Annotated in this window: 19 protein-coding genes; 9 read left to right on the forward strand and 10 right to left on the reverse strand. The window is 71.2% G+C overall.

The window, feature by feature from the left end:
* Window positions 1–20 precede the first annotated feature (20 nt).
* The 4 genes from NJE57_RS13300 to NJE57_RS13315 all read right to left on the reverse strand — a co-directional run bounded on the left by NJE57_RS13300 (window position 21) and on the right by NJE57_RS13315 (window position 4,620).
* Window positions 21–974 carry a DUF5926 family protein gene (locus tag NJE57_RS13300; RefSeq protein WP_319028932.1) on the reverse strand — a complete coding sequence of 318 codons (954 nt, stop codon included), beginning with the start codon at window positions 972–974 and terminating at the stop codon, window positions 21–23.
* Window positions 975–1,066: 92 nt separating this feature from the next.
* The gene (locus tag NJE57_RS13305) at window positions 1,067–1,879 is read right to left on the reverse strand and encodes a glycerophosphodiester phosphodiesterase (protein WP_319028933.1); all 813 of its coding nucleotides are present in this window, start codon (window positions 1,877–1,879) and stop codon (window positions 1,067–1,069) included.
* 3 nt (window positions 1,880–1,882) lie between these two features.
* The gene (locus tag NJE57_RS13310; protein WP_319028934.1) at window positions 1,883–2,725 is read right to left on the reverse strand and encodes a DUF4328 domain-containing protein; all 843 of its coding nucleotides are present in this window, start codon (window positions 2,723–2,725) and stop codon (window positions 1,883–1,885) included.
* Between the two features lie 50 nt (window positions 2,726–2,775).
* Window positions 2,776–4,620, reverse strand: coding sequence for a pyruvate kinase (locus tag NJE57_RS13315; RefSeq protein WP_319028935.1), 1,845 nt, complete (start codon window positions 4,618–4,620; stop codon window positions 2,776–2,778).
* A 271-nt stretch (window positions 4,621–4,891) separates the two neighbouring features.
* Between NJE57_RS13315 and NJE57_RS13320 the strand changes: the two genes are divergently transcribed.
* Window positions 4,892–5,095 carry a cold-shock protein gene (locus tag NJE57_RS13320; RefSeq protein ID WP_007629661.1) on the forward strand — a complete coding sequence of 68 codons (204 nt, stop codon included), beginning with the start codon at window positions 4,892–4,894 and terminating at the stop codon, window positions 5,093–5,095.
* A gap of 336 nt (window positions 5,096–5,431) precedes the next feature.
* On the opposite strand, the gene msrA is transcribed toward NJE57_RS13320, so the two are convergent.
* Window positions 5,432–6,109 (reverse strand): peptide-methionine (S)-S-oxide reductase MsrA, encoded by a 678-nt coding sequence (gene msrA, locus NJE57_RS13325; RefSeq protein ID WP_319028936.1) that lies wholly within the window; start codon window positions 6,107–6,109, stop codon window positions 5,432–5,434.
* A 104-nt stretch (window positions 6,110–6,213) separates the two neighbouring features.
* Here msrA and NJE57_RS13330 point away from each other — a divergent pair, with 104 nt between their 5' ends.
* Complete coding sequence (locus NJE57_RS13330; RefSeq protein ID WP_319028937.1) at window positions 6,214–6,387, forward strand: hypothetical protein; 174 nt, start codon at window positions 6,214–6,216, stop codon at window positions 6,385–6,387.
* Here NJE57_RS13330 and NJE57_RS13335 read toward each other — a convergent pair.
* A complete protein-coding gene (locus tag NJE57_RS13335; protein ID WP_319028938.1) occupies window positions 6,365–6,874 on the reverse strand; it encodes an NUDIX domain-containing protein in 510 nt (169 codons plus the stop codon). The two genes, NJE57_RS13330 and NJE57_RS13335, sit on opposite strands and share 23 nt — an antisense overlap.
* Window positions 6,875–7,034: 160 nt before the next feature.
* Between NJE57_RS13335 and NJE57_RS13340 the strand changes: the two genes are divergently transcribed.
* The 3 genes from NJE57_RS13340 (at window position 7,035) to NJE57_RS13350 (ending at window position 10,720) form a co-directional block, all read left to right on the forward strand.
* Window positions 7,035–7,637 carry a superoxide dismutase gene (locus tag NJE57_RS13340; RefSeq protein ID WP_319029063.1) on the forward strand — a complete coding sequence of 201 codons (603 nt, stop codon included), beginning with the start codon at window positions 7,035–7,037 and terminating at the stop codon, window positions 7,635–7,637.
* 157 nt (window positions 7,638–7,794) lie between these two features.
* The gene (locus NJE57_RS13345; RefSeq protein ID WP_319028939.1) at window positions 7,795–9,876 is read left to right on the forward strand and encodes a neutral/alkaline non-lysosomal ceramidase N-terminal domain-containing protein; all 2,082 of its coding nucleotides are present in this window, start codon (window positions 7,795–7,797) and stop codon (window positions 9,874–9,876) included.
* A gap of 76 nt (window positions 9,877–9,952) precedes the next feature.
* Window positions 9,953–10,720 (forward strand): SDR family NAD(P)-dependent oxidoreductase, encoded by a 768-nt coding sequence (locus NJE57_RS13350; protein WP_319028940.1) that lies wholly within the window; start codon window positions 9,953–9,955, stop codon window positions 10,718–10,720.
* A 310-nt stretch (window positions 10,721–11,030) separates the two neighbouring features.
* Here the strand turns inward: NJE57_RS13350 and NJE57_RS13355 are convergent, their stop codons facing one another.
* Entirely contained in the window at window positions 11,031–11,744 is a 714-nt protein-coding gene (locus NJE57_RS13355) for a hypothetical protein (protein ID WP_319028941.1), read from the reverse strand.
* A 179-nt stretch (window positions 11,745–11,923) separates the two neighbouring features.
* A complete protein-coding gene (locus tag NJE57_RS13360) occupies window positions 11,924–13,603 on the reverse strand; it encodes a TM0106 family RecB-like putative nuclease (protein WP_319028942.1) in 1,680 nt (559 codons plus the stop codon).
* 111 nt (window positions 13,604–13,714) lie between these two features.
* On the opposite strand from NJE57_RS13360, the gene NJE57_RS13365 reads away from it, so the two are divergent.
* A complete protein-coding gene (locus NJE57_RS13365; protein WP_319028943.1) occupies window positions 13,715–14,554 on the forward strand; it encodes a DUF6474 family protein in 840 nt (279 codons plus the stop codon).
* Complete coding sequence (locus NJE57_RS13370) at window positions 14,551–15,234, forward strand: copper resistance protein CopC (RefSeq protein ID WP_319028944.1); 684 nt, start codon at window positions 14,551–14,553, stop codon at window positions 15,232–15,234. The genes NJE57_RS13365 and NJE57_RS13370 overlap by 4 nt, the downstream gene beginning before the upstream one ends.
* A gap of 94 nt (window positions 15,235–15,328) precedes the next feature.
* Here the strand turns inward: NJE57_RS13370 and NJE57_RS13375 are convergent, their stop codons facing one another.
* Window positions 15,329–16,894 (reverse strand): succinic semialdehyde dehydrogenase, encoded by a 1,566-nt coding sequence (locus NJE57_RS13375; protein WP_319028945.1) that lies wholly within the window; start codon window positions 16,892–16,894, stop codon window positions 15,329–15,331.
* 103 nt (window positions 16,895–16,997) lie between these two features.
* On the opposite strand from NJE57_RS13375, the gene NJE57_RS13380 reads away from it, so the two are divergent.
* Window positions 16,998–17,792, forward strand: a complete 795-nt coding sequence (locus tag NJE57_RS13380; protein WP_319028946.1) for a MerR family transcriptional regulator — start codon at window positions 16,998–17,000, stop codon at window positions 17,790–17,792.
* Window positions 17,793–17,927: 135 nt separating this feature from the next.
* Window positions 17,928–18,815, forward strand: coding sequence for an oxidoreductase (locus NJE57_RS13385; protein WP_319028947.1), 888 nt, complete (start codon window positions 17,928–17,930; stop codon window positions 18,813–18,815).
* Between the two features lie 53 nt (window positions 18,816–18,868).
* Here NJE57_RS13385 and NJE57_RS13390 read toward each other — a convergent pair whose 3' ends face one another.
* Complete coding sequence (locus NJE57_RS13390; protein ID WP_319028948.1) at window positions 18,869–19,909, reverse strand: hypothetical protein; 1,041 nt, start codon at window positions 19,907–19,909, stop codon at window positions 18,869–18,871.
* Between the last annotated feature and the right edge of the window lie 21 nt (window positions 19,910–19,930).

The raw sequence follows: 19,930 nt of genomic DNA on the forward strand, positions 1-19,930 counted from the left end.
GGTCGGGGGCTCGTGCCGCCTCAGCGCAGGGTGACCTGGCGTGCCCGGAGGCCGTCGCGCGACGCCCGCTCCTCGGAGCTGAGCGGATCATCCTGGGCCAACGCCTCGCCCAGGCGGGCATCGAGTTCCCGCAGGCCCGGCGCCCACTCCTGGTGGTGCATCTCCGGGTCCAGATCGAACACCGGCACGAGCAGACCGTGGGTGCGGAACGACCCGGCGAACCGGGACCCCTCGCCCAGGTGCAGACCACCGGCGGCGTGGACGCGTGCGAGTGCCTCGAACAGCGCGTCCTCCTCCTCCGGGCGCACCCACCGGACGTGTGCCTTCTCCCCCGCATCGACCCACCAGGCGGCCTCGATGCCGTCGGCCGTCACACGGGCGGACGGCATCATGACCTCGTTCGCGTTCTTGATGGCCTGGGCGATCTCGGGACTGACCTGCGCACCCTCGGCAAGCCACCACGAGAAGTCGGAGTGAACCTCGATCTCCATCGGGGCGCCGGCGACCACGACGTCCTCCAGCGCCGGCGTGGAGTCGTCCGGGTGCGAGGCGTTCAGGGTCTCTCCGCCACCGGCGCGCGAGGCCCAGTCGACCGCGTACGCCAGATCGGCCGCCGGGTCGGGCCCGTGGACCTGCACCTGGAGGCCGACCATGGCCTCACCGCCCAGCTCGTCGTCTCGCACCAGGCCGGCGATGGCCCCGGGGAGGACGGTCGCGAGGGTGATCTCACGGCCGTCTGCGGTCGTGGTCAGTCGCGCGGTGGCCGACGGCACGAACTCGCGCATCGCGACCATGTCGCACTCCCCGGCGAAACCGGCGAAAGGCCGGGACTCGGTGCTCAGTTCCTCACGCTCGGCCGCACGCGCGGCGATCTTGGCCTGGCGGTTGCCGCCGGACTTGGGCTCATTATGGCGCTGACGTCTACCCACGGGCACCACGATACGGTGCGCCCGCGCGGCCCGTCCGCCGGACATCCGACTCGGGCCCTGTCATGCCACGACGCCGTCGGATCTGGTCCAGTTCGGTCGGCTAAGGCGCGGGCCCGGGCGGCTCAGGCGCGGTCGGCTCAGGCGCGGCGCGCGGACCCGTCCAGGACGGTCAGGGCCCGCGACGGGACGTTAGTGGCCACCCAGTCCACGCCGAGGTCGCGGCAGAGGAGCAGATCGGCCGGGTCGTCGACGGTCCAGCAGTAGGTGCCCATCCCCCGTGACCGCCAATACTCGACCAGCCACGGCCGCGCCCGGAGCGCACCGATGCTCGGCCCCATCAACTGGGCCCCGAACCCCTCCGCCGGCCACGACTTCAGGACGTTGCCGCGCTCGCGCAGCTGCACCGCCGGCACCTGTGGGGCCAGCTGCCCGAACCGACGCACCGCCATGACGGAGAAGCTCATCATGGCCGCGCGGGACTCGGCGTGTGAGGCGGGACGGTCCAGTCCGAAGTACCTCAGCTCGTCCCGCAGTGCCATCTCGACCCGACCACCGGAGGGCACCGGGTGCTTGGTCTCCAGGAACAACTTCACGTCCGGGTACGCCTCGGCCATCACGAGGAAGCTACGCAGCGTGAGCAGCGGCTCGGGCGTGCGGTGCACCGGGTGCCAGGTGCCCAGGTCGAGGGTCGAGAGTTCGTCCAGAGTGGTCGAGTGGACCCACACGTCGCGGTTCGCGACCCGGGAGGTCCGGGGATCGTGGAGCAGCACGGGGACACCGTCGGAGGTGAGACGTATGTCCACCTCGAGGGCCTCCGCGCCCTGTTCCAGCGCCTGCTCGTAGGCGACGAGCGTGAGTTCGGGGAACTCGGCCGAGGCCCCTCGGTGGGCGACGACCCCGCTCCTGGTGGACACCGGAGACTGCAGATGTGTGGTCGCGGGGACCGTCACGTCTCACTCCTTCCGAGCTGGGGACGTGTTCACGATCCCCCGCGGGAGAAGCCTGTGGGTGAACCGCGGGGAAGGCTCGTCGAAACACCGCATGACGGTCCGGGTCTCCCGGGCCGCCCACACCGCAGCCAGCGCCGCCAGCGCCGTGAGCAGCACCGTGTCTGCCGCCGCCTGCGGCCCCTCCCCCGTGCCCCGCCACAACGCGAGCGCCACCGCGGCGCCGTTCACGGCCACGGCCAGCCACCACCGGCGGAGTTCGGACCTGTCCGGCGAGCGCGGCGAGGCCTGGCGGAGTTCCTCGAGGTAGACCGGGATCCGGAACCAGTTGACGACGGGGAGGAGACAACCGATCCACAGGCCCGCCCGTCTCCGCGGGTCCGGAGCGGGCGAGTACACGCGACGCCGGGCCTCGACGAGCCATGCGGTCGCCGCGACGGCCGCCGCGATTCCCACCGCGATCGCGACCACTCCCGCCACCCACACGATCGCCGCGGTGACGGCCTCGACCCACCACGGGGCGAGGCGGTCGGCGTACCAGACGAGCACCGCGTAGCGCAGCCCGTGGGCGACGGCGGCCGCCGCGAACCACGTGGCGGCCGCGCCGACGATCCCGGGTGCCGCCCCGGCCACACGGGCCCGCCGCGGCGAACCGGACTGTTCCACCCTGTGGGGGATCGCGACCAGCGGCAGACCCCACCTCGGGGTGGCCGGGTAGGCCGGGGTGCGGTCCGCCCAGGCCGGCCCCGTGCGGTGTCTGGGCGGTGGAGGTCTGGTCCCCTGCACGGGCGGACGCCACGGCGGGTGCGCGACCCAGCGCCACTGGCCGGGCCGCCGCGGTGAGGTCATGGCGACCATGCTGGCACAGCGGGCGCGGGGTGCGGCGGCGGTGGTGCCCGTCAGTCCCAGCTGTTGACGTGGCGCATCAGGGGCAGCGCCTTGCGTTGGATCCGACCCATGCGTGAGTGGATAGCGTCGAGCGTCTCGATCGCCTCCGCCACGTACGGCCCCTTGTTGAGCATCACGCACTCGGACCGCTGCGCCGAGCCGGCGTCGGAGATCTCCGCCCGTGACGGCATCCCGGTCTTCGCGAGCGATTCCAGTACCTGGGTCGCCAACACCACCGGGACGCGGGCGGCCTGGCACATCAGCGTGATGTTTCGCGGGATCTCCGAGAGCGACTCGAAACCCATCTCGACGGCGAGGTCACCGCGCGCGATCATCACCCCGACGCGGTCGTGGCGCATCGCCTCCAACAACAGGTCCGGCAGCTCGCGGTAGCCCTGCCTGGTCTCGATCTTGAGCAACAGTCCCAGATCCCGCCCCGTTCCGGCGGTCGCCGCACCCAGCGCCCCGACAGCGGCGGCCACATCCGCCCTGGTCCGGACGAAGGACAGCGCCACGATGTCGGCGTGCCGGGCCGCGAATCGCAGGTTCTGCCGGTCCTCGTCGGTGAGGGCGGGCGTGTCCACCTCGAGTCCCGGCACGTTGATTCCCTTCTCCGAGCCGAGCCATCGCCCTCCCTCGCGACAGCGCACGACCTCCAGCCGGGCCCACGGGCCGTCGACCTGACCCGGCATCGAGGTCGAGGTCACGACCGCCGAGATCACCCCGTCGTCGAAGAGGACACGGTCCCCCGCCGACAGCGCCTCCACGACCGCGGGCAGGGCGCATCCCAGTCGGATCTCCTCGCCGGGGCGCGGCGGCTCCACCGGGTCCATGTCCGTGGTGAGGAGGATCCGGTCTCCGGCGCAGACCCGGATCCGCTGCGGGACGGCGGGGATGCCACGGACCCTGGTGCGCTCGAAGTCGCAGTCGATCAGCGTGCCGTCCCGGACCCACGCGTTGCGGTCCCCCTCCGCCAGGACACCGTCGTCTCCGGCCGAAACCACGGTGAAGCGCCGTCTGAGCCGCCGCGCGTCGGGCACCTCGATGACGTCCCCGGGGGACCGCCCCCCGAGCCACCCCGGGTCCACCCGGACGCACAGGGGAGGGCGGCCGCGGGTCGCGGGCGGAGCCGGCACCGCGGCCTGGTCGAGGTCGGATCTGGTGAACCACATCCGCGCCGGGTCGACCACGTCGCCCCCCGGCTCGCGGGTCACCCGGGCCCTGCCCACCGGCGCGCCGAGTGCGATCGGCCCGGTCCGCAGCTTCGGCCCGGCCAGGTCCATGGAGACCGGGATACGCCGGCCGACCGACCGCTCCGCCGCGCGCACCCCGGCGACCATGGCCTCCCACCGCGCCGGGTCGTCGTGGGCGCAGTTGATGCGGGCCAGCCCCATGCCGCGCTCGGCCAGGTCGAGGATCGACCGGGGATCGTCGGCGGCCGACGACGGCAACGTCACCATCACACGTCCGGACCTGCCGGGACGGGGCGTTCCGAGCAGTTCGTCCGCGTGGGCCGCCAGGGCGGCGTCCCCGGCTTCGCGTGCCCGGGCCGTGGCCTCCCGGTCCGCGAAGTGCGTCGGGTCCTGCCCCTGGAGCGCGGCCACCGCGGCCCGGGTGGCGCCGAGCGCCGCTGTCACGTCGTCCTCACAGCCGACCAGCGGGGAGACGCCGGCGTCGAGCAATCGGTCCTGCAGGTCCTGCAGGTCCCGGCGGCGCAGCGTGGCGTAGTCGACGAGGTTCAGAGCCCCGCCACGGTGCGTCGGGGCCACCGCGTCCACATCCGAGGCCCGCTCGGCGCGGCCGGGGGCGAGGTCGTCGAGGATGGAGTCGAGTTCACGCGCGAGGTCGGAGTACACCTGCCCAGTCTGGTCGCTGCCGGGCTCCGCGAGCATCCCCTGCACCGAGGCGGAACAGCGAATTCACCTGCCGGACACCCCGTGGGGGTGACGGACCGGCTCTGAGCCTGTAGGGTTCTTCTCAGTAGTTGAAAACGTACGTTGTATTTCTGTAGATCCACCGTTCTTGCGAGAGAACGATGCGGCACCGCAGGGAAACACACAGCACGCTCTCTGCTGCATCATCTGGTACTCCGACAAGCGGAGTGCCGCCTCTCGAAAGGACGCCAATATGGCTACCGGCACCGTTAAGTGGTTCAACGCTGACAAGGGCTTCGGCTTCATCGCCCCCGACGACGGCTCGGCCGACGTCTTCGCCCACTTCTCCGCCATCCAGGGCTCGGGCTACCGCTCGCTCGAGGAGAACCAGCAGGTCTCCTTCGACGTCGCGCAGGGCGCCAAGGGCCTGCAGGCGGAGAACATCACCCCGATGTGATCCGACGTCAGAGCAATCTGACGCCGCACTGACGACAGGGCCCGGCCCGGGAGCAATCCCCGGCCGGGCCCTTTCGCGTGCCCGGACATCCGGGCATCTGCGCGCGCACGTGACATCCGCTCCCGGCCATGAACAGCCGCCCGCCCCGCGGCGCACGCGAGAGTTCATCCCCGGGAGCGGATCCTGGTGGGTCGAGCATCCGCGGTAGCGCCTGCCGGGCGCGGTGCCATCCGCTCGCGCGAATGGCGCGTCAGATGGGCGGAGATCCTGAGGTCCGGGGCCCGGGCTTGAGCCCAGGCCCCGGCGGGGCGTGGCGGGGCGGGGCGGGGCGGAGCCTCAGATCGGGCAGGCCACTCCGCTTCGCACGTGACAGTCGTACCCGCCGGGGTTCTTGACCAGATACTGCTGGTGGTAGTCCTCGGCGTAGGCGAACTCCCCGGACCGGACCTCGTCCAACATCCCGAACTCCGTGGTCAGAGGACCGTAACCGGCCGCGTCAAGTTCCTTCTGGTACGCGGCCCCGAGCCGGCGGGCCGTCTCCAACTGCTCCTGCGTGGTGGCGAACACCACCGACCTGTACTGCGTCCCCCTGTCGTTGCCCTGCCGCATGCCCTGCGTGGGGTCGTGCCACTCGAAGAACGTGGCGAGCAACCGCTCGACGGGAAGCACCGCGGGATCGAACACCACCAGGACCGCCTCGGTGTGCCCGGTCGCGCCCGTGCACGTCTCCTCGTAGGTGGGGTTCGGTGTCCATCCGCCCGCGTACCCGGCGGCCGTGGTCCACACGCCCTCCAGCTGCCACAGGATCTTCTCCGCGCCCCAGAAGCACCCCATCCCCAGGACGATCGACTGAAAGCCGTCGGGGAACGGTGGCGTCATCGGGTTGCCGGTGACGATGTTGGTCGGCGCCACCGCAACGGGTTCCGACCGACCCGGCAGCGCCGAGTCCGCATCGATCACCTCGGTCGCGGTACGCATCGTGGATTGTCTGATCGCATCCTGTAGCCAGCCCATGTCGCCAGAGTAACCCTGCCGCGGGACCGTGATCCGGCCGTGATGTGACGAACACCATAGTTCGCGCTAGGCTGGCCGACAGATCGACCGAGGGGAAGCCGGACGTGACCACTTCTAAGCCCGCCGCGCAACAATTGCGCGATGTCCTCGACCGCGGTTCATCCCAGCCCTTCGAGGGGTCGGGGTGCAGTGACCACGTCAGTCATCGCAACCTCGTGGTCAGCGTCGCGATCGTCGCCCTGTTGCTGATCACGCTCATCGCGATCCTCGTGGTCTGACCTGCCCGTCCGGCGGCTCACCGCCGCCACCCCGCCCGGCACGGTGTCTCGGCAGCCCCTCCCGGGCCACCCGGACCAGTAGCGGAGCCCACGGAGCACAATCGTCCTCCGGGAGCGCGGCGACGGCCCTCCATTCCGCCGCCGACACCCAGCGCGTCTCGGCGATCTCCGCCAGCGCCTCCACCCGCCCGCCCGTCTGGGCGGCGAACACCTCCGAGACCAGCCGGAAGCCGGGCTCGTTCGCGGTCGCGGTGGTGAACCGACCGACCGGGGTCAGCCCCTCAGGGGCGATCGTCACCCCCAGTTCCTCCCCGATCTCCCGGACCGCGCACTGCAGAGGCGTCTCCCCCGCCTCCCACTTCCCACCGGGCAGCATGAAGCGATCCGTTCCGGCCTTTCGCACGGTCACGACCGCCCCGTCCGCGCGGGTCAGCACCACCGCCGAGACGGAGATGACGCGCCCATGACCCCGATCAGAATTATCCACGTCCCCGATCATGGCAGGTAGTGCGCATCGTCCCAGCAGGACTGCCGCGGTGGCCGACACCGTCGGTGTGCGATCACTATGGTGGGAACCGGACGTCGTGACGGGCGCCACGGGCAAGTCCCGCGTGCTGCCCGTCACCCAACTGAGAGGACTCTCCACTATGGCCGAGTACGTTCTTCCCGACCTCGACTACGACTACGGCGCTCTGGAGCCGCATATCTCCGCCGAGATCATGGAGCTCCACCACTCCAAGCACCACGCCACCTACGTCAAGGGCGCCAACGACGCGATCGAGCAGCTCGCCGCCGCCCGCGAGGACGGCAGCATCTCCACCAAGGCGCCGCTGCTGAGCAAGAACCTGGCCTTCCACCTCGGTGGGCACACCAACCACTCGGTGTTCTGGAAGAACATGTCGCCCAACGGTGGCGACAAGCCCGAGGGCGAGTTGGCCTCGGCCATCGACGCCGAGTTCGGCTCGTTCGACAAGTTCCAGGCCCACTTCAACGCCGCCGCCACCACGCTGCAGGGTTCGGGTTGGGCCGTCCTGGGCTGGGATCACATCGGACAGCGCCTGATCATCCAGCAGCTGACCGACCAGCAGGGCAACATCTCGATCAACATCACCCCGCTGCTCATGCTGGACATGTGGGAGCACGCCTTCTACCTCCAGTACAAGAACGTGAAGCCGGACTACGTCAAGGCCTGGTGGAACGTCGTGAACTGGGCGGACGTCGCCGAGCGCTACGCCGCGGCCAAGGGCTGACCGCCCCGCCCACAGGCTGACGACCGGGCCCCCGCGCAGCACGCGCGGGGGCCCGCCGTCGTCTATGCCGCTGCACCCCCCAGGTCAAGCGTCCAGTTGGTAACCTCACCCCCATGAGGTGACCGAGGTCACCTGCCGTCCGCACCCTGGGAGCACCATGTCGTCGTCTGATATCTCCACAGACCTCACCGCACCCTCCGGTCATCCCGGAGTCGGGCGTCGTTCCGTCCTCGGCGGGGCCGCCGCTCTCGGCGGGGTGGCGGTCCTGCACTCACTCCTGCCCGCGGTCTCGTCCGCGCAGGCCACCCGGATGCACGTGGGCCGGGGCATCGGCGACATGACCGGGGAATCGCTCGGTGCGGGGATGAACGGGTACGCGGACCCCGAGCAGGGCTCGGTCGGACTGCACCTGCGGCAACGGGCCCGGGCGTTCGTCTTCGCCGACTCGCCGTCGTCGCCCCGGTTCGTCCACGTGACCGCCGAGATAGGGCTGATCTTCCAGTCAATCCAACAGGAGGTCCTCCGCCGCCTGGCCGCCGAGTTCGGCGGCACCTACCACGAGGGCAACGTCGTCATCACGGCCACGCACACCCACGCCGCGCCGGGCGGGACGTCCGGTCACCCGATGGTCGACCTGTCGATGCTGGGCTTCCGCCCCGTCACCTTCGACGCCAACTGCGCGGGCATCGTCGACGCCGTGCGCATGGCACACCAGGATCTGGCACCGTCCGCCGTCGGGGTCACCACGGGCGCGCTGCACGACGCCGGCGTCAACCGTTCCCGCGGCTCCTTCGATCGGGACACCCCCGATGAACGCGCGCACTTCCCGGCCGGTATCGACCCCCGGTCGCAGTCCCTGCAGATCACGCGGGACGGGCGGCTCGTCGGGGTGCTCAACTGGTTCGCATCCCACGCCACCTCGATGACCGCCGCCAACCGGCTCGCCTCCTCGGACAACAAGGGGTTCGCGGCCTGGCACTGGGAGCGCGAGGTCGCCGGGCAGGACTATCTGGACGGCGGAACCCCGGCCCTGGTCACCGCGTTCGCCCAGACCAACCCCGGGGACGTCAGCCCCAACCTCGACCTCGAGCCCGGGCAGGGCCCGACATCCGACGAGTGGCTCAACACCCGTATCACCGGCGAACGGCAGTTCGCCGCCGCCCGCGACCAGGTGAGGCGCGGGGTCCGACCACTCGGCAGCGGGATCGACGTCCGCCACCGCTGGGTAGACATGTCAGCCGTCGACGTGCGCCCCGAGTTCACCGGGGACGGCCGCACGCACCGGACCGCGGTCGCCGCCCTCGGCGCCGCATTCGCCGCCGGGAGCCAGGAGGACGGCGGAGGCGCCGAGGAACTGCCCTTCACGGAGGGCGACCGCGGCGGGAACCCGGTGGTCGGGTCGATCGCCGACGTCGTGATCCCCGCCTGGCTGCGGGAGGCACACGGGGCCAAGGACGTCCTGCTGCCCGTGGGCCTGGTCCCGCACGCCATCCAGCGTGTCTTCCCCTTCCACCTCGTCCGTCTGGGCAACCACCACTTGTTCAGCCTGGGCTTCGAACCGACCGTCGTGGCGGGACTGCGCATCCGGCGCACTCTGGCGGCCGAACTGGGTGTCCCCGAGGATCACGTCACCGTCCAGGGGTACTCCAACGCGTACGGGCACTACGTCACCACGCCGGAGGAGTACACGGCCCAGAACTATGAGGGCGGGGCCACCGCGTTCGGGCCGTGGACCCTACCCGCCATCCAGCAGGTCGCCGCCGACCTCGCGCGCTCGATGAGGTCGGGCACCCCGCTGGATCCCGGCAGTCCCGAGCGGGACCTCACCGGGCAGATCCCCGTCTCGCCACTGGGTAACCCGCTCGTGGACACGCCGGCGCCGCTCCGGGACTTCGGAGACGTCCTCGATCCACCCCTGGGTGAATACCGGGTGGGACAACGGGTCCTCGTCCGGTTCTGCGGCACCAACCCGAACTCCGACCTACGACGGGGGGACACCTACCTTTCGGTCGAGAGGCAGGAGGGGAGCCGGTGGGTCCGCGTCCACGACGACGGCGACTGGTCCACCATGATCGTGTTCGAGGGCCTGCTCACCGTCACCAACGCCCTCATCACGTGGGACATCCCCGAGGGGACCCGCGCCGGGCGGTACCGAGTGGTCTACACCGCCTCCGGCCGGGGGATCGACGGCCGGTTGTTCCCGGTGCGGGGGGAGAGCCAGGCCTTCGACGTGCGCTGAAGACGGTTCTGGGACACTGGGTGGGTAATTGCTTGCACCTCCTAGTGCTCGCCTCCTGAAGAGAAAGGACATCCCCGTGGACATCAAGGGTGCTTCCGTCATCGTCACCGGCGCCGCCTCCGGTCTGGGCAACGCCACCGCGCGTTCCTTCGCCGAGAAGGGCGCGACCGTATTCGGCCTCGACCTCCAACAGTCCATCGACAAGGCCGTCGAACAGGGCATCGATGAGGGCATCACCCTCCTCGCCGCCGACGTCACCAACGAGGACGACGTCAAGGCCGCGATCGCCAGGGCCACCGAGGCCGCGCCGTTGCGCGTCGTGGTCAACTGCGCGGGCATCGCCCCGGCAGCCCGCATCGTCTCCAAGAAGGGCGTGCACGCCCTCGACCTGTTCCAGACCTGCATCTCGGTCAACCTGGTCGGGACGTTCAACGTGCTGCGTCTGGCCGCCGAGGCCATGTCCACCCAGGACACGGTCGACGAGGACGGCCAGCGTGGTGTCATCATCAACACCGCCTCCGTGGCGGCCTACGAGGGTCAGGTCGGCCAGATCGCCTACGCCGCGTCCAAGGGCGGCGTGTACTCGATGGGCATCTGTGCCGCGCGCGACCTCGCGCAGTTCGGCATCCGTGTCAACACCATCGCCCCGGGGACCATCGAGACCCCGATGCTCCGCGGCCTCACCGAGGAGTTCCAGAAGACCCTCGAGGCCTCGATCCCGTTCCCGTCCCGCCTCGGCCGCCCGTCGGACTACGCCCAGCTGGCAAACGCGATCGTCGAGCAGGACTACCTCAACGGCGAGAGCTTCCGCATGGACGGCGCCCTGCGCATGGCCCCGCGCTAGATCTCGCACCACCTCCGGACGCGACCGAGGCCCGTCCCCCTCGTGGGAGACGGGCCTCGGTCGTGACCGGGTGTGGTCGGTCGGGGTGGACCAGCCGAAGAGCGATCTGACCACCGGCGACAGAGTGCTGAATCATCGGCAGTCCGCTCGAGATCGCTCGGGGCGCGGGACCTGAGGGGGCAGTGCATTGCGGGGCGCTTGTGAGGCACCACTGACAAAGGCCCGCCCCCTTCCGGGAGCGGGCCTTCGGAGTTGCGTGACGGCCGCGTCAACCGCAGACGCGAAACCGCGATCGCTCAGCGGCAGTCGCTCAGCCGCGGCCGTTCGGGGTGTCCGGGCCGGGGGCCGGGGCGGGAGCCGGGGCCGGAGCGGGCTGCGGAGCCGGCATGCCCGGGAGCGGCGGCAGCTGGATGCCGGCGTCCATGAGACCCTGCTGGATCTGCGGCCAGAAGTAGATGCCGGCACCGACCGCGGCGGCCGAACCACCGACCAGCACCAGGGGACCGAGCGAGCCAGCGGCCGGCAGGGACCCGGCGTCGGAGCCGAGGACCAGGGTGGCGCCCTCGCCGACCCCGAGCGAACCGGCGGCCGACGCCGCCGCCGGCTCGACCGAGCCCACGAGGCTCTCGTCCAGGAGGGAACCGCTGGCGTCGACGGAGCCGGTGCCGGGTGCCGGGTCGGTCAAGGTGATGGAACCGGCGCCGTCGAGGACCGAACCCGCGACGGGCGCGAGGGAACCCGTGGACGGCTCACCGAAAACGGCGGAGCCGGAGGTGTCGAGGGAGCCCTCCCCGGTCGCGTTCGCGTCCAGGATGAGTGAGCCCAGGTCCTGCGGGACCGAGCCGTCGCCTGCGGAGTCTCCGCTGCCCTCGCTGCCGCTGCTCAGAGTGCCCAGGCTGTCCGCACCCAGGCTGTCGGCGGACAGGCTTCCGGTGTCCTGGGCGGTGGCGACTCCGGAGGCTCCGGAGATGGCGAGGGCGGTGGCGGCTGCGATCGCGGCGGCCTTACGGGTTGTCAACGTCATGGGTTCGTCTCCTCGTGTGGCGCGGCATCCGGCGTGGGGTTCGCGTCGGGACGCCCGTGGGGTTGGGCTCACGGGATCCGGGACCGACGCGTGGGTAGCGGCGTGAACGTGGGATCCGTTCACCCCACCCTATCCCCGACTCTAAGCAAAGGAACAGGTCACTCTCAGTTAAAACTCGGTCACAATCGACTCGAGATCCATTCCCGCACAGCCCGGGTGGCCCGGACGTCGTCCTCGTTGTAGGCGAGGATGCGCTCGCGGCCGGAGTCCCGCTCGACCCCCCGGGAGGCCTGTGCGTCCCGGTACCAGCCGATCGACGCCTCTCCCCCGGCCTCCGGGTCCCGCCAGTGGAATCCGGACACCGGTGCCACCACCTTGAGTCCGAGTCCGGAGGTGGAGACGAACTGGGTCGCCACCGCCTCGTGGACGTCGACCCACTGCGGCGAGGAGATGAAATCGCGCACCTCCGCCACAGAGGGAACGCCCCTGACCACGGCGCTGGTGCCGTCGGGCCCGAACCTGGTGGCGGTCGAGAGCATCCAGGCGTTCTCGGCGGATCTCGAGTAGCAGTAGGCGCGGAAGGTGCGCCCCTGCCCCGCGGCCCTGTCCCGGATGCCGGTGAGCCAGCGCCAGAACTCGGCGAACGAGCGACCCTCGTCCGGGTCCGGGAGCCGCGCCCAGGTGACGAACGGCCGGTAACCCTCCGCCTCGAGCCGTCGCCCGTCCCGGAGGGTGAGCAGGACACCCCAGAGGTAGGCGCCGTCGTTGAGGTGGCTCTCCAGGTCCACGTCCACCTCGATGTCCGCGCGCGGGATGGCGGGCCGGGCCACTTTGGGGACGACCACCTCACCGTCCCGGTGCGCGCGGGCCCGCAGGACCGCGTCGGAGAACGGCTCGCCGTTCCAGTCCGGCGGACGCTCCGGCCCGGCCTCGGCGAGTTCCGCCACCGTGCGGACCCCCGCCGCACGCAACGGCCCCACCTGCCCTCCGCCCACGACGAGGCTCACGTCGTCGGCGACGACCAACTGGTCGCGGCACCCCTCCACGGGCGTGCCCCGATCGTCCCAGCCCTCCCACCACGGGCAGGTGCGGCACTCTCCGATCCGGCTGGGCGCCGTCGCGAGCTCGCCCCGGACCACCGCCAGCCGCGTCGCGTGGTTCCGATCGGCGGCGGGCAGGACCGGTTCGAGATCGTGGACGACGGCGCGCGCGGACCCCAGTCCGAGCACCGCCCCGACCGGCGTGGGGGCGGCGTGTCCCAGCACGTCGAGGAGGTGCCAGGCGTGGGCGAGACGGTCCAGGTCCGCTGGATGACGACGAAGCCGCAGTGTCGGATCGGGGGCCGGATCCCAGTCGAGCAACCGGGTCACCAGCGCTCCCGCCGACCGCCGGCTCCGCCGCGGGTCCACCACCTTGTGGTTGACCACCAGGACGGGCGCGTGGCCCCCGCCCGGTACGGCGGCGAGCGTGCAGCGCAGGCCGACCCGGCCCGAGCGGTGATCGGCGGGCAGTGCAGCGCCCCACACCAGGGTTGCCCCCTCGGATAGAGCACGTCGCGTCGCCGCTTCGTCGTCGTCACCGGGGACGTCACCCGGCAGATCCGTCCAGTGGTCCCCCACCACGTCCACCACCCGCGCCTCGGGGCCGGCGTGTCGGAGTGCCCGCTCGCGCAGGCCGGCGCGGCGGTCGGCGGCCGCCATGGCGCGCAGCCGAACGCCCTCGTCGAGCGGAGCCGTCCGCCACCACGACGGACCCGCATCCCGCTCCCTCGCCACGCGGTGCAGGCACCGGGCCCCCGAGGCCGGCCCCACCACCGCGCCGTCGAGGGCCCGGTTCGGTCCGTCCCGGGCGTCGTCCATCGATGTCCATCATGACCCACGCCGGGCACGGATACCGGTCCGGTGCTCACCGAGGATCGATTCGCCTAGGCTGGGGCCCTGATGTTCGCGACGAGAGAAGGATCGACGCCCATGGGCAAGCTGACGACCTACCGCGACAAGCGCGCCGAGCTCCGCGCCCACGCCTCCGCGCTCAAGTCCACCGCCATGACCGAGGCGAAGCTCGCCGCCAAGGAGGCCAGGCACAAGGCCAAGGAGGCGCATCGCGTCGATCTGGCGGAGGCCAAGAAGCGGGCGAAATTGGAGGGCAAGAACGCCGACCGCAAGGCCAAACGTGAGGCCAAGCGGGCGAAGCGCCAGGATGAGCTCGCCCGGAAGGCCTCCAGGCGGAATCGAAAGGCGGAGAAGGTCATGTCCAAGCAGGAGCGTGCCACCCTCAAGCGCGAGGCGAAGCTGCTGGCCAAGGACCGGAAAACGGCCGAGAAGATCGACGCGGCCGGCCGCAAACACGAGTACCAGCTCGCCGAGATGGAGCTGAGGAAACTCGAGGGCACCAAGCTCGGCAAGGAGGACGTGCAGCGCTGGCTGGACGTGGCCAAGGTCGCGACCCCGGTTCTGCTGCCGATGCTCTACAAGCTGGTGTCCAATGCGCAGAGCTCCGCCGACAAGTCCGCCGGAGGAGTGGATCTCAAGGCCGCCGGTATCGATGCCACCGGTCCCGGTGCGGCCCTCGGGTCCCGGATCGTGCGGCTCGAGCAGACCCTCGACCAGCTCGCCGTGAGCCGTGGCGGCGACCGCCAGGTCGAGGACTTCCTGGCCTCCACCCGGACACGTCTGAAGGATCTGCGCACCGCCGTCGAGACCGCGGAGACAACACCGACCGCGAAGCGCCGCGAGGTGCACAGCGCCATCTCGGGTGAACTCGACCGGGTCAGCAAGGACGTGTTCGCCCGCCTCGGCGTCACACCGTGACGGCATTCTCCGCGCGGCTCGCTACAAAGGCACCCGGTCGGCTCGCCACACAGGCACCCGGTCGGCTCGCCTCCAAGGCACCCGGTCGGCTCGCCGCCGTAGCGTTCGCCCTCGCCCTGACCGGCGGCGCCGCGGCCCCCGCCACCGTGTTCGCCCCCACCGCCGCCGCGCACTCGGCCCTCGTCTCGGTGGACCCGCAGGACGGCTCGACGCTCGAGGCCTCCCCCGACCAGGTCACGCTGACCTTCAACGAGGAGATCAACCAGATGTTCGCCTCGGTCGCCGTCACCACGGACGCCGACCGGACCAACCTCGTGGTCGACGAGCCCGTCGTCGAGGGGTCGACCGTCACCGCGGCGCTCGACGACCTGGCGGCCGGCGCGTACACCATCGGCTACCGGGTGACCTCGGCCGACGGTCACGTCGTGAGTGGGTCCTCGGCCTTCTCCGTCGAGCCCGGATCACCCGGCGGCACCGATTCGTCGGCCACGGCCACCACCCCGGGCGCGGCCGCCGACGACCGGTCAGGGGCCCCGACCGGGGGCCAGGCCGATGACCAGTCAGTCGAGGAGACCTCGAACGAGGCCTCCTCCGGTGTCGACCCGGCGCTGTGGGTGGTGGGCGGCCTGGCCGTCCTGCTGATCGGCGGCGCGTTCGTGTTGCTGCGCCGCGGCAACTGACGGCGTCACCGGGCCCCCGGAGCACCGGGATCGACATCGGGGACGTCGTTGCCGCCGGGCCGGCGGGGTGCGGTCCGCACCCCGCCTGCAGGGCCTACCTCCCCGGGAGGAACCGCATCGCGTCCGTGGCGGGTGCGAGGACCTTCTGCCACCGGTTCCGGGGCAGGAACGAGGGCCCGCCCAGGTGCATGACACGCTGCGTGGCGATGGTCTGCGCCTCGGTGTACTTGAGCAGGCCCTCGTCGCCGTGCCTGCGGCCGACGCCGGAGGCGCCCATCCCGCCCATCGGGCCGGCGATCGAACCCCAGCCGGCCACGTATCCCTCACCCACGTTGACGGTGCCGGTCCGCAGGCGAGCCGCGATCTCCTCGCCCTCCGCGTCGGACGCGGCGAACACGGATGAGTTGAGCCCGTACTCGGTGTCGTTGGCCTTGGCCACCGCCTCGTCCACCGAGTCGACCGGGTAGATCGACACGACCGGACCGAACGTCTCCTCGCCGTAGCAGGTGGCGTCCTCCGGTACGTCCGCGAGAAGCGTGGGCTCGTAGAACAGCGGGCCGAGATCCGGGCGGGGGCGGCCACCGGCCAGCACCCGTGCGCCCTTGGCCACGGCGTCGTCCACGTGGGCGGAGACGGTGTCCAGTTGATCCTGGGAGATGAGGCTGCCCATCTCGGCCTCGAAGTCGTATCCCGGGCCGACACTCATGGACAGCACACGGGCGGTGAGCTTCTCGATGAGCTGCGGGGCCACCGACTTCTCCACGTACACCCGCTCCACGGAGATGCACAGCTGACCGGAGTTCGAGAAGAACGCGCGGGTGGCCACCTCGGCGACCTCGTCGAGGTCGGCACCCGCGGCGACGATCATGGCGTTCTTGCCGCCCAGCTCGGCGGAGAAGCCGATCAGCCGCTCGCCGCACTGGCGGCCGAGGGTGCGTCCGGTGGCCGTGGAGCCGGTGAACATGAGGTAGTCCACGTTCTCCACGATCGCGCCGCCGACGGTCCCGCCCGAGCCCGGGACGACCTGGAACAGGTCGCGGGGCAACCCCGCACGGTAGAGCATGTCGGCTGCGGCGAGCGCGCAGAACGGTGTGATGGACGCGGGTTTGATCACCACGGCGTTACCTGCGGCGAGCGCGGCGAGCGCGTCCGTCGCGGCGAGGTTGAGCGGGTAGTTCCACGGCGCGATCACTCCCACGACCCCCTTGGGGTGGCGCCGGACCACGGCCTTGGTCAGTCCCGGCAACATGCCCTTGACCCGCTTGGGTGAGAGCAGCCTCGGAGCGGTCTTGGCGTAGTGCCGCGCGGTGAGGAGGCAGTCCAGGACCTCTTCCTGCGCCGAGGACCGGCTCTTGCCGGTCTCCGCCTGGACGATGTCCATGAGCTGCTCCCGGTTACGCATGACCAGGGACGCGAACCGCTTGAGGATCGCGACGCGGTCCTCGGGGTCGCGCTCGGCCCACGCCACCTGTGCGGCGCGGGCTCGCTCGACCGCCGCCGCCACGTCGTCGACCGTCCCGACGGGGATCTCCGCCAGCGGTTCGCCGGTGAAGACCTCCTCGATGACGGCTGACGGGCGGCTCGACGGATCGGCGCGGAACTCGGGGATCGCGACGAGGTCGCGAAGACGGTCGTAGACACGGGGCGTGGGTCGGCTCATGCCCCGATGTTACCGACGGGTAAGCCGTCGCGGTACCGCCCGGCCCCTTGACCCTGACGTCGTGTCAGGGCTCAGGGTGATCGATGTGAGAGATGCTGGAGGAATGACGACGAGTGACGGACTCACCGTGGGCGCGGTGGCCGAGCTCGTCGGCGTGAGCGTCCGGACCCTGCACCACTGGGACCGGATCGGGTTGGCGCCGGCGAGCGAGCGGACATGGTCGGACTACCGGGTATACGACGACGACGACGTCGCGCGCATCCACCGGGTGCTGGTCTACCGCGAGCTCGGCTTCCCGCTCGCGCAGATCGGCGCACTCCTCGACGACCCGTTCGTGGACGAGTCCGCACACCTGGCCCGGCAGCGTGAGCTGCTCCTCGCCCGCATCTCACACCTGCAGGAGATGGTCTCCGCAGTAGACCGCCTGAAGGAGGCGATCGCAGTGAACGCACCACTGACACCCGGGGACCGGGCCGAGATCTTCGGCACCGACTGGAACGAGGAATGGCAGACCGAGGCCGAACAACGCTGGGGCGACACCCCGCAGTGGGAACAGTCGCAGCAGCGAACCAGTTCGATGTCCAAGGAGGACTGGCGCCGGGTCAAGGCCGAGACGGACGCCCTGAACTCCGACCTGGCAGCAGCCAGGCGGTCCGGGGTGGACCCGGCGTCGCCCGAGGCCGCCGCCTTGGTCGGGCGTCACCGCGCGTCGATCTCGGAGTTCTACGACTGCACCCGCTCGATGCAGGTGTTGCTGGCGCGCATGTACCGGCAGGACCAGCGCTTCGCCGAGACCTACGACTCGCTCGAGCCGGGACTGACGGAGTGGATCATCGCCGCAGTGGAGGCCGACGCCCGCGCGCACGGGATCGATCCCGATACGGCGACCTGGGGCTGACTCGGGCGCCCCCTCGTCGCGCCCGCGGCTGCGCTGCCAGTTTGTCCGGAACGCGACCGGTTACGAGCCCGGGCCGGCCCATTCCGGGCTCGCGAGTCGGCCGACGAGGGGGCGGGACGTGCGTACGCTGGACGAATGACCAGCAAATGGACCACAGCCGACATCCCTGACCAGACCGGCCGGACCTTCGTCATCACCGGCGCCAACGCCGGCCTCGGGCTGCAATCGACCCGGGCACTCACCGGGGCGGGGGCCCGGGTGCTGATGGCCTGCCGGGACACCTCCCGCGCGGAGGCGGCCCGGGCCGGTCTGCCGCACCCGGAGCGGGCGGAGGTGGTGGAGTTGGACCTGGCCGATCTGGACTCGGTCCGCTCCGCCGGCCAGGTGTTGGCCGGCCACCGGCCGGATGTGTTGATCAACAACGCCGGACTCATGAACATCCCGGCGGCGCGCACCGCGCAGGGCCACGAGATGCAGTTCGGGGTGAACGTGCTCGGCCATTTCGCGCTCACCGAGCAACTCGTACCGGTGCTCACCGACCGGGTGGTGTGGCTCGGCTCGATGATGCACAAGACCGGCACCGTGGACCCGGAGGATCTGGACTGGACCCGACGCAAGTACGCGGCGATGCCCGTCTATGCGGCCACTAAACTGGAATGCATCATGCTCGCCTATGAGCAGCAGCGCCGGTTCGACGCCGCGGGGTCACAGCTCAAGGCCGTGGCCGCCCATCCCGGGTACTCGGCCACCAATCTGCAGTACCGCAGTGGCAGCCGCGTCCAGGATCTGATGATGCGCGTCGCCGAGAAGGTCCCGTTCCTGGTCCAGCCGGCCGAGCGCGGGGCACTGCCGCAGCTCTACGCCGCCACGGTGGCCTCCGTTCCCGGCGGCGCATATGTGGGTCCGGACGGGTTCGGCGAGCTCAGCGGCCACCCGAAGATCGTCGAGTCCAACCGCGCCTCACACGACCGCGCGGTCGCCGCGGCACTGTGGGAGCGCTGCGCGGAGATGACGGCGAGCTGAGCCACGCCGGTTCGACCGCGGTGGCTCAGCTGCGGCAACTCCGTTGCGGTGGCTCAGCTGCGGCGCCGGGACGCCGCCAGCAGCAGGGTCCCCAGCACCAGGCTCATCGTCGCGAGTCCCGCGATCGCGGTCGTCTCGACACCGGTGTCCGCCAGGGTCGCCGGCGCCGCGGTCTGCATCTGCGGAGCCTGCATCTGCGGAGCCTGCGCCTGCGGGGCACGCGACTGAACCTGCGCGGCCTGCGCCGGCACGGCGGGCGTAGCCGCGTCGGTCAGCGTGGGCGCCCCGTCGCCGGTGACGCCTGCGGGTGAGACGCCACCCTCGACGCTGTCGTCGTCGACGGTGCCGTCCGCGCCCTCCGCCTCCGCGGCGGCCTCGGCGATAGCCCTACGCCGCTCGTTCTCCTCGAACGGGTCCTGCAGTGCGGAACGCTGGACCGCGTCGATGCTGCCGGCCAGCCCGCCGGGGAGCCCGGTCCCGGCGGCCGCCGCGGCGTCCTCGAGGAGTGCGCCGCCCTCGGCCGAGCCCACCACCACGTCGTTCCAGAACGTCAGCTCGTGCGGGTACAGCTCACCGGCCTCCTGGCGCTCGCCCAGAGCGGTGAAGAACCCGCCGGCGAACTGCACGCTGAGCACGGGGAAGATGTACTCGGGGATCGAGAGTGAACCCAGCCCGATGGTTCCCGAGCCGAGCGAGCCGGTCGGATTGGCGTAGACCGACCCGGGCAGGCTGCCCGAGGAGGCCACGGAGGCCACCGCGGACCCTCCCGTCGACCCCAGTGCCTCCAAAGGCGCCACCGAGCCCAGCACCTGGCCGGCGGACAGCGCGGCGTCCGGCACGGCACCGCTGCCCAGGTCCCTCAACCCCTCGGATCCCCCGCCGATACCGGGGTCGCCGACGACGATCTCGTCCGGGATCAGGCCGGTCAGGTCGTCGACGCTGCTGTTACCGGTCTGACCGGGCATCGAGGAGTCGGAGCCCGAGCCCTCTTGCCCCTGCGCCACGGCCGGGGTCGCGACCGCTGCGAGCGCCGTGGCGACGACGACGGCGCCCACGCGCCTCGTCCGGAGTCCGGAACCACGGTTCTGGGGCATCTGCACTGGCCTCTCGTCACG

Origin of the sequence: Dietzia sp. PP-33 (genome assembly GCF_033790845.1) — a bacterium.
In the GTDB taxonomy this organism is placed as follows: domain Bacteria; phylum Actinomycetota; class Actinomycetes; order Mycobacteriales; family Mycobacteriaceae; genus Dietzia.

Bases quoted from the DNA above. Each gene is read 5' to 3' on its own strand.
- NJE57_RS13300 (WP_319028932.1), bottom strand. From the start codon at position 974: ATGTCCGGCGGACGGGCCGCGCGGGCGCACCGTATCGTGGTGCCCGTG.
- NJE57_RS13310 (WP_319028934.1), bottom strand. From the start codon at position 2,725: ATGACCTCACCGCGGCGGCCCGGCCAGTGGCGCTGGGTCGCGCACCCG.
- NJE57_RS13320 (WP_007629661.1), top strand. From the start codon at position 4,892: ATGGCTACCGGCACCGTTAAGTGGTTCAACGCTGACAAGGGCTTCGGC.
- msrA (WP_319028936.1), bottom strand. From the start codon at position 6,109: ATGGGCTGGCTACAGGATGCGATCAGACAATCCACGATGCGTACCGCG.
- NJE57_RS13340 (WP_319029063.1), top strand. From the start codon at position 7,035: ATGGCCGAGTACGTTCTTCCCGACCTCGACTACGACTACGGCGCTCTG.
- NJE57_RS13345 (WP_319028939.1), top strand. From the start codon at position 7,795: ATGTCGTCGTCTGATATCTCCACAGACCTCACCGCACCCTCCGGTCAT.
- NJE57_RS13355 (WP_319028941.1), bottom strand. From the start codon at position 11,744: ATGACGTTGACAACCCGTAAGGCCGCCGCGATCGCAGCCGCCACCGCC.
- NJE57_RS13360 (WP_319028942.1), bottom strand. From the start codon at position 13,603: ATGGACGACGCCCGGGACGGACCGAACCGGGCCCTCGACGGCGCGGTG.
- NJE57_RS13365 (WP_319028943.1), top strand. From the start codon at position 13,715: ATGGGCAAGCTGACGACCTACCGCGACAAGCGCGCCGAGCTCCGCGCC.
- NJE57_RS13375 (WP_319028945.1), bottom strand. From the start codon at position 16,894: ATGAGCCGACCCACGCCCCGTGTCTACGACCGTCTTCGCGACCTCGTC.
- NJE57_RS13380 (WP_319028946.1), top strand. From the start codon at position 16,998: ATGACGACGAGTGACGGACTCACCGTGGGCGCGGTGGCCGAGCTCGTC.
- NJE57_RS13385 (WP_319028947.1), top strand. From the start codon at position 17,928: ATGACCAGCAAATGGACCACAGCCGACATCCCTGACCAGACCGGCCGG.
- NJE57_RS13390 (WP_319028948.1), bottom strand. From the start codon at position 19,909: ATGCCCCAGAACCGTGGTTCCGGACTCCGGACGAGGCGCGTGGGCGCC.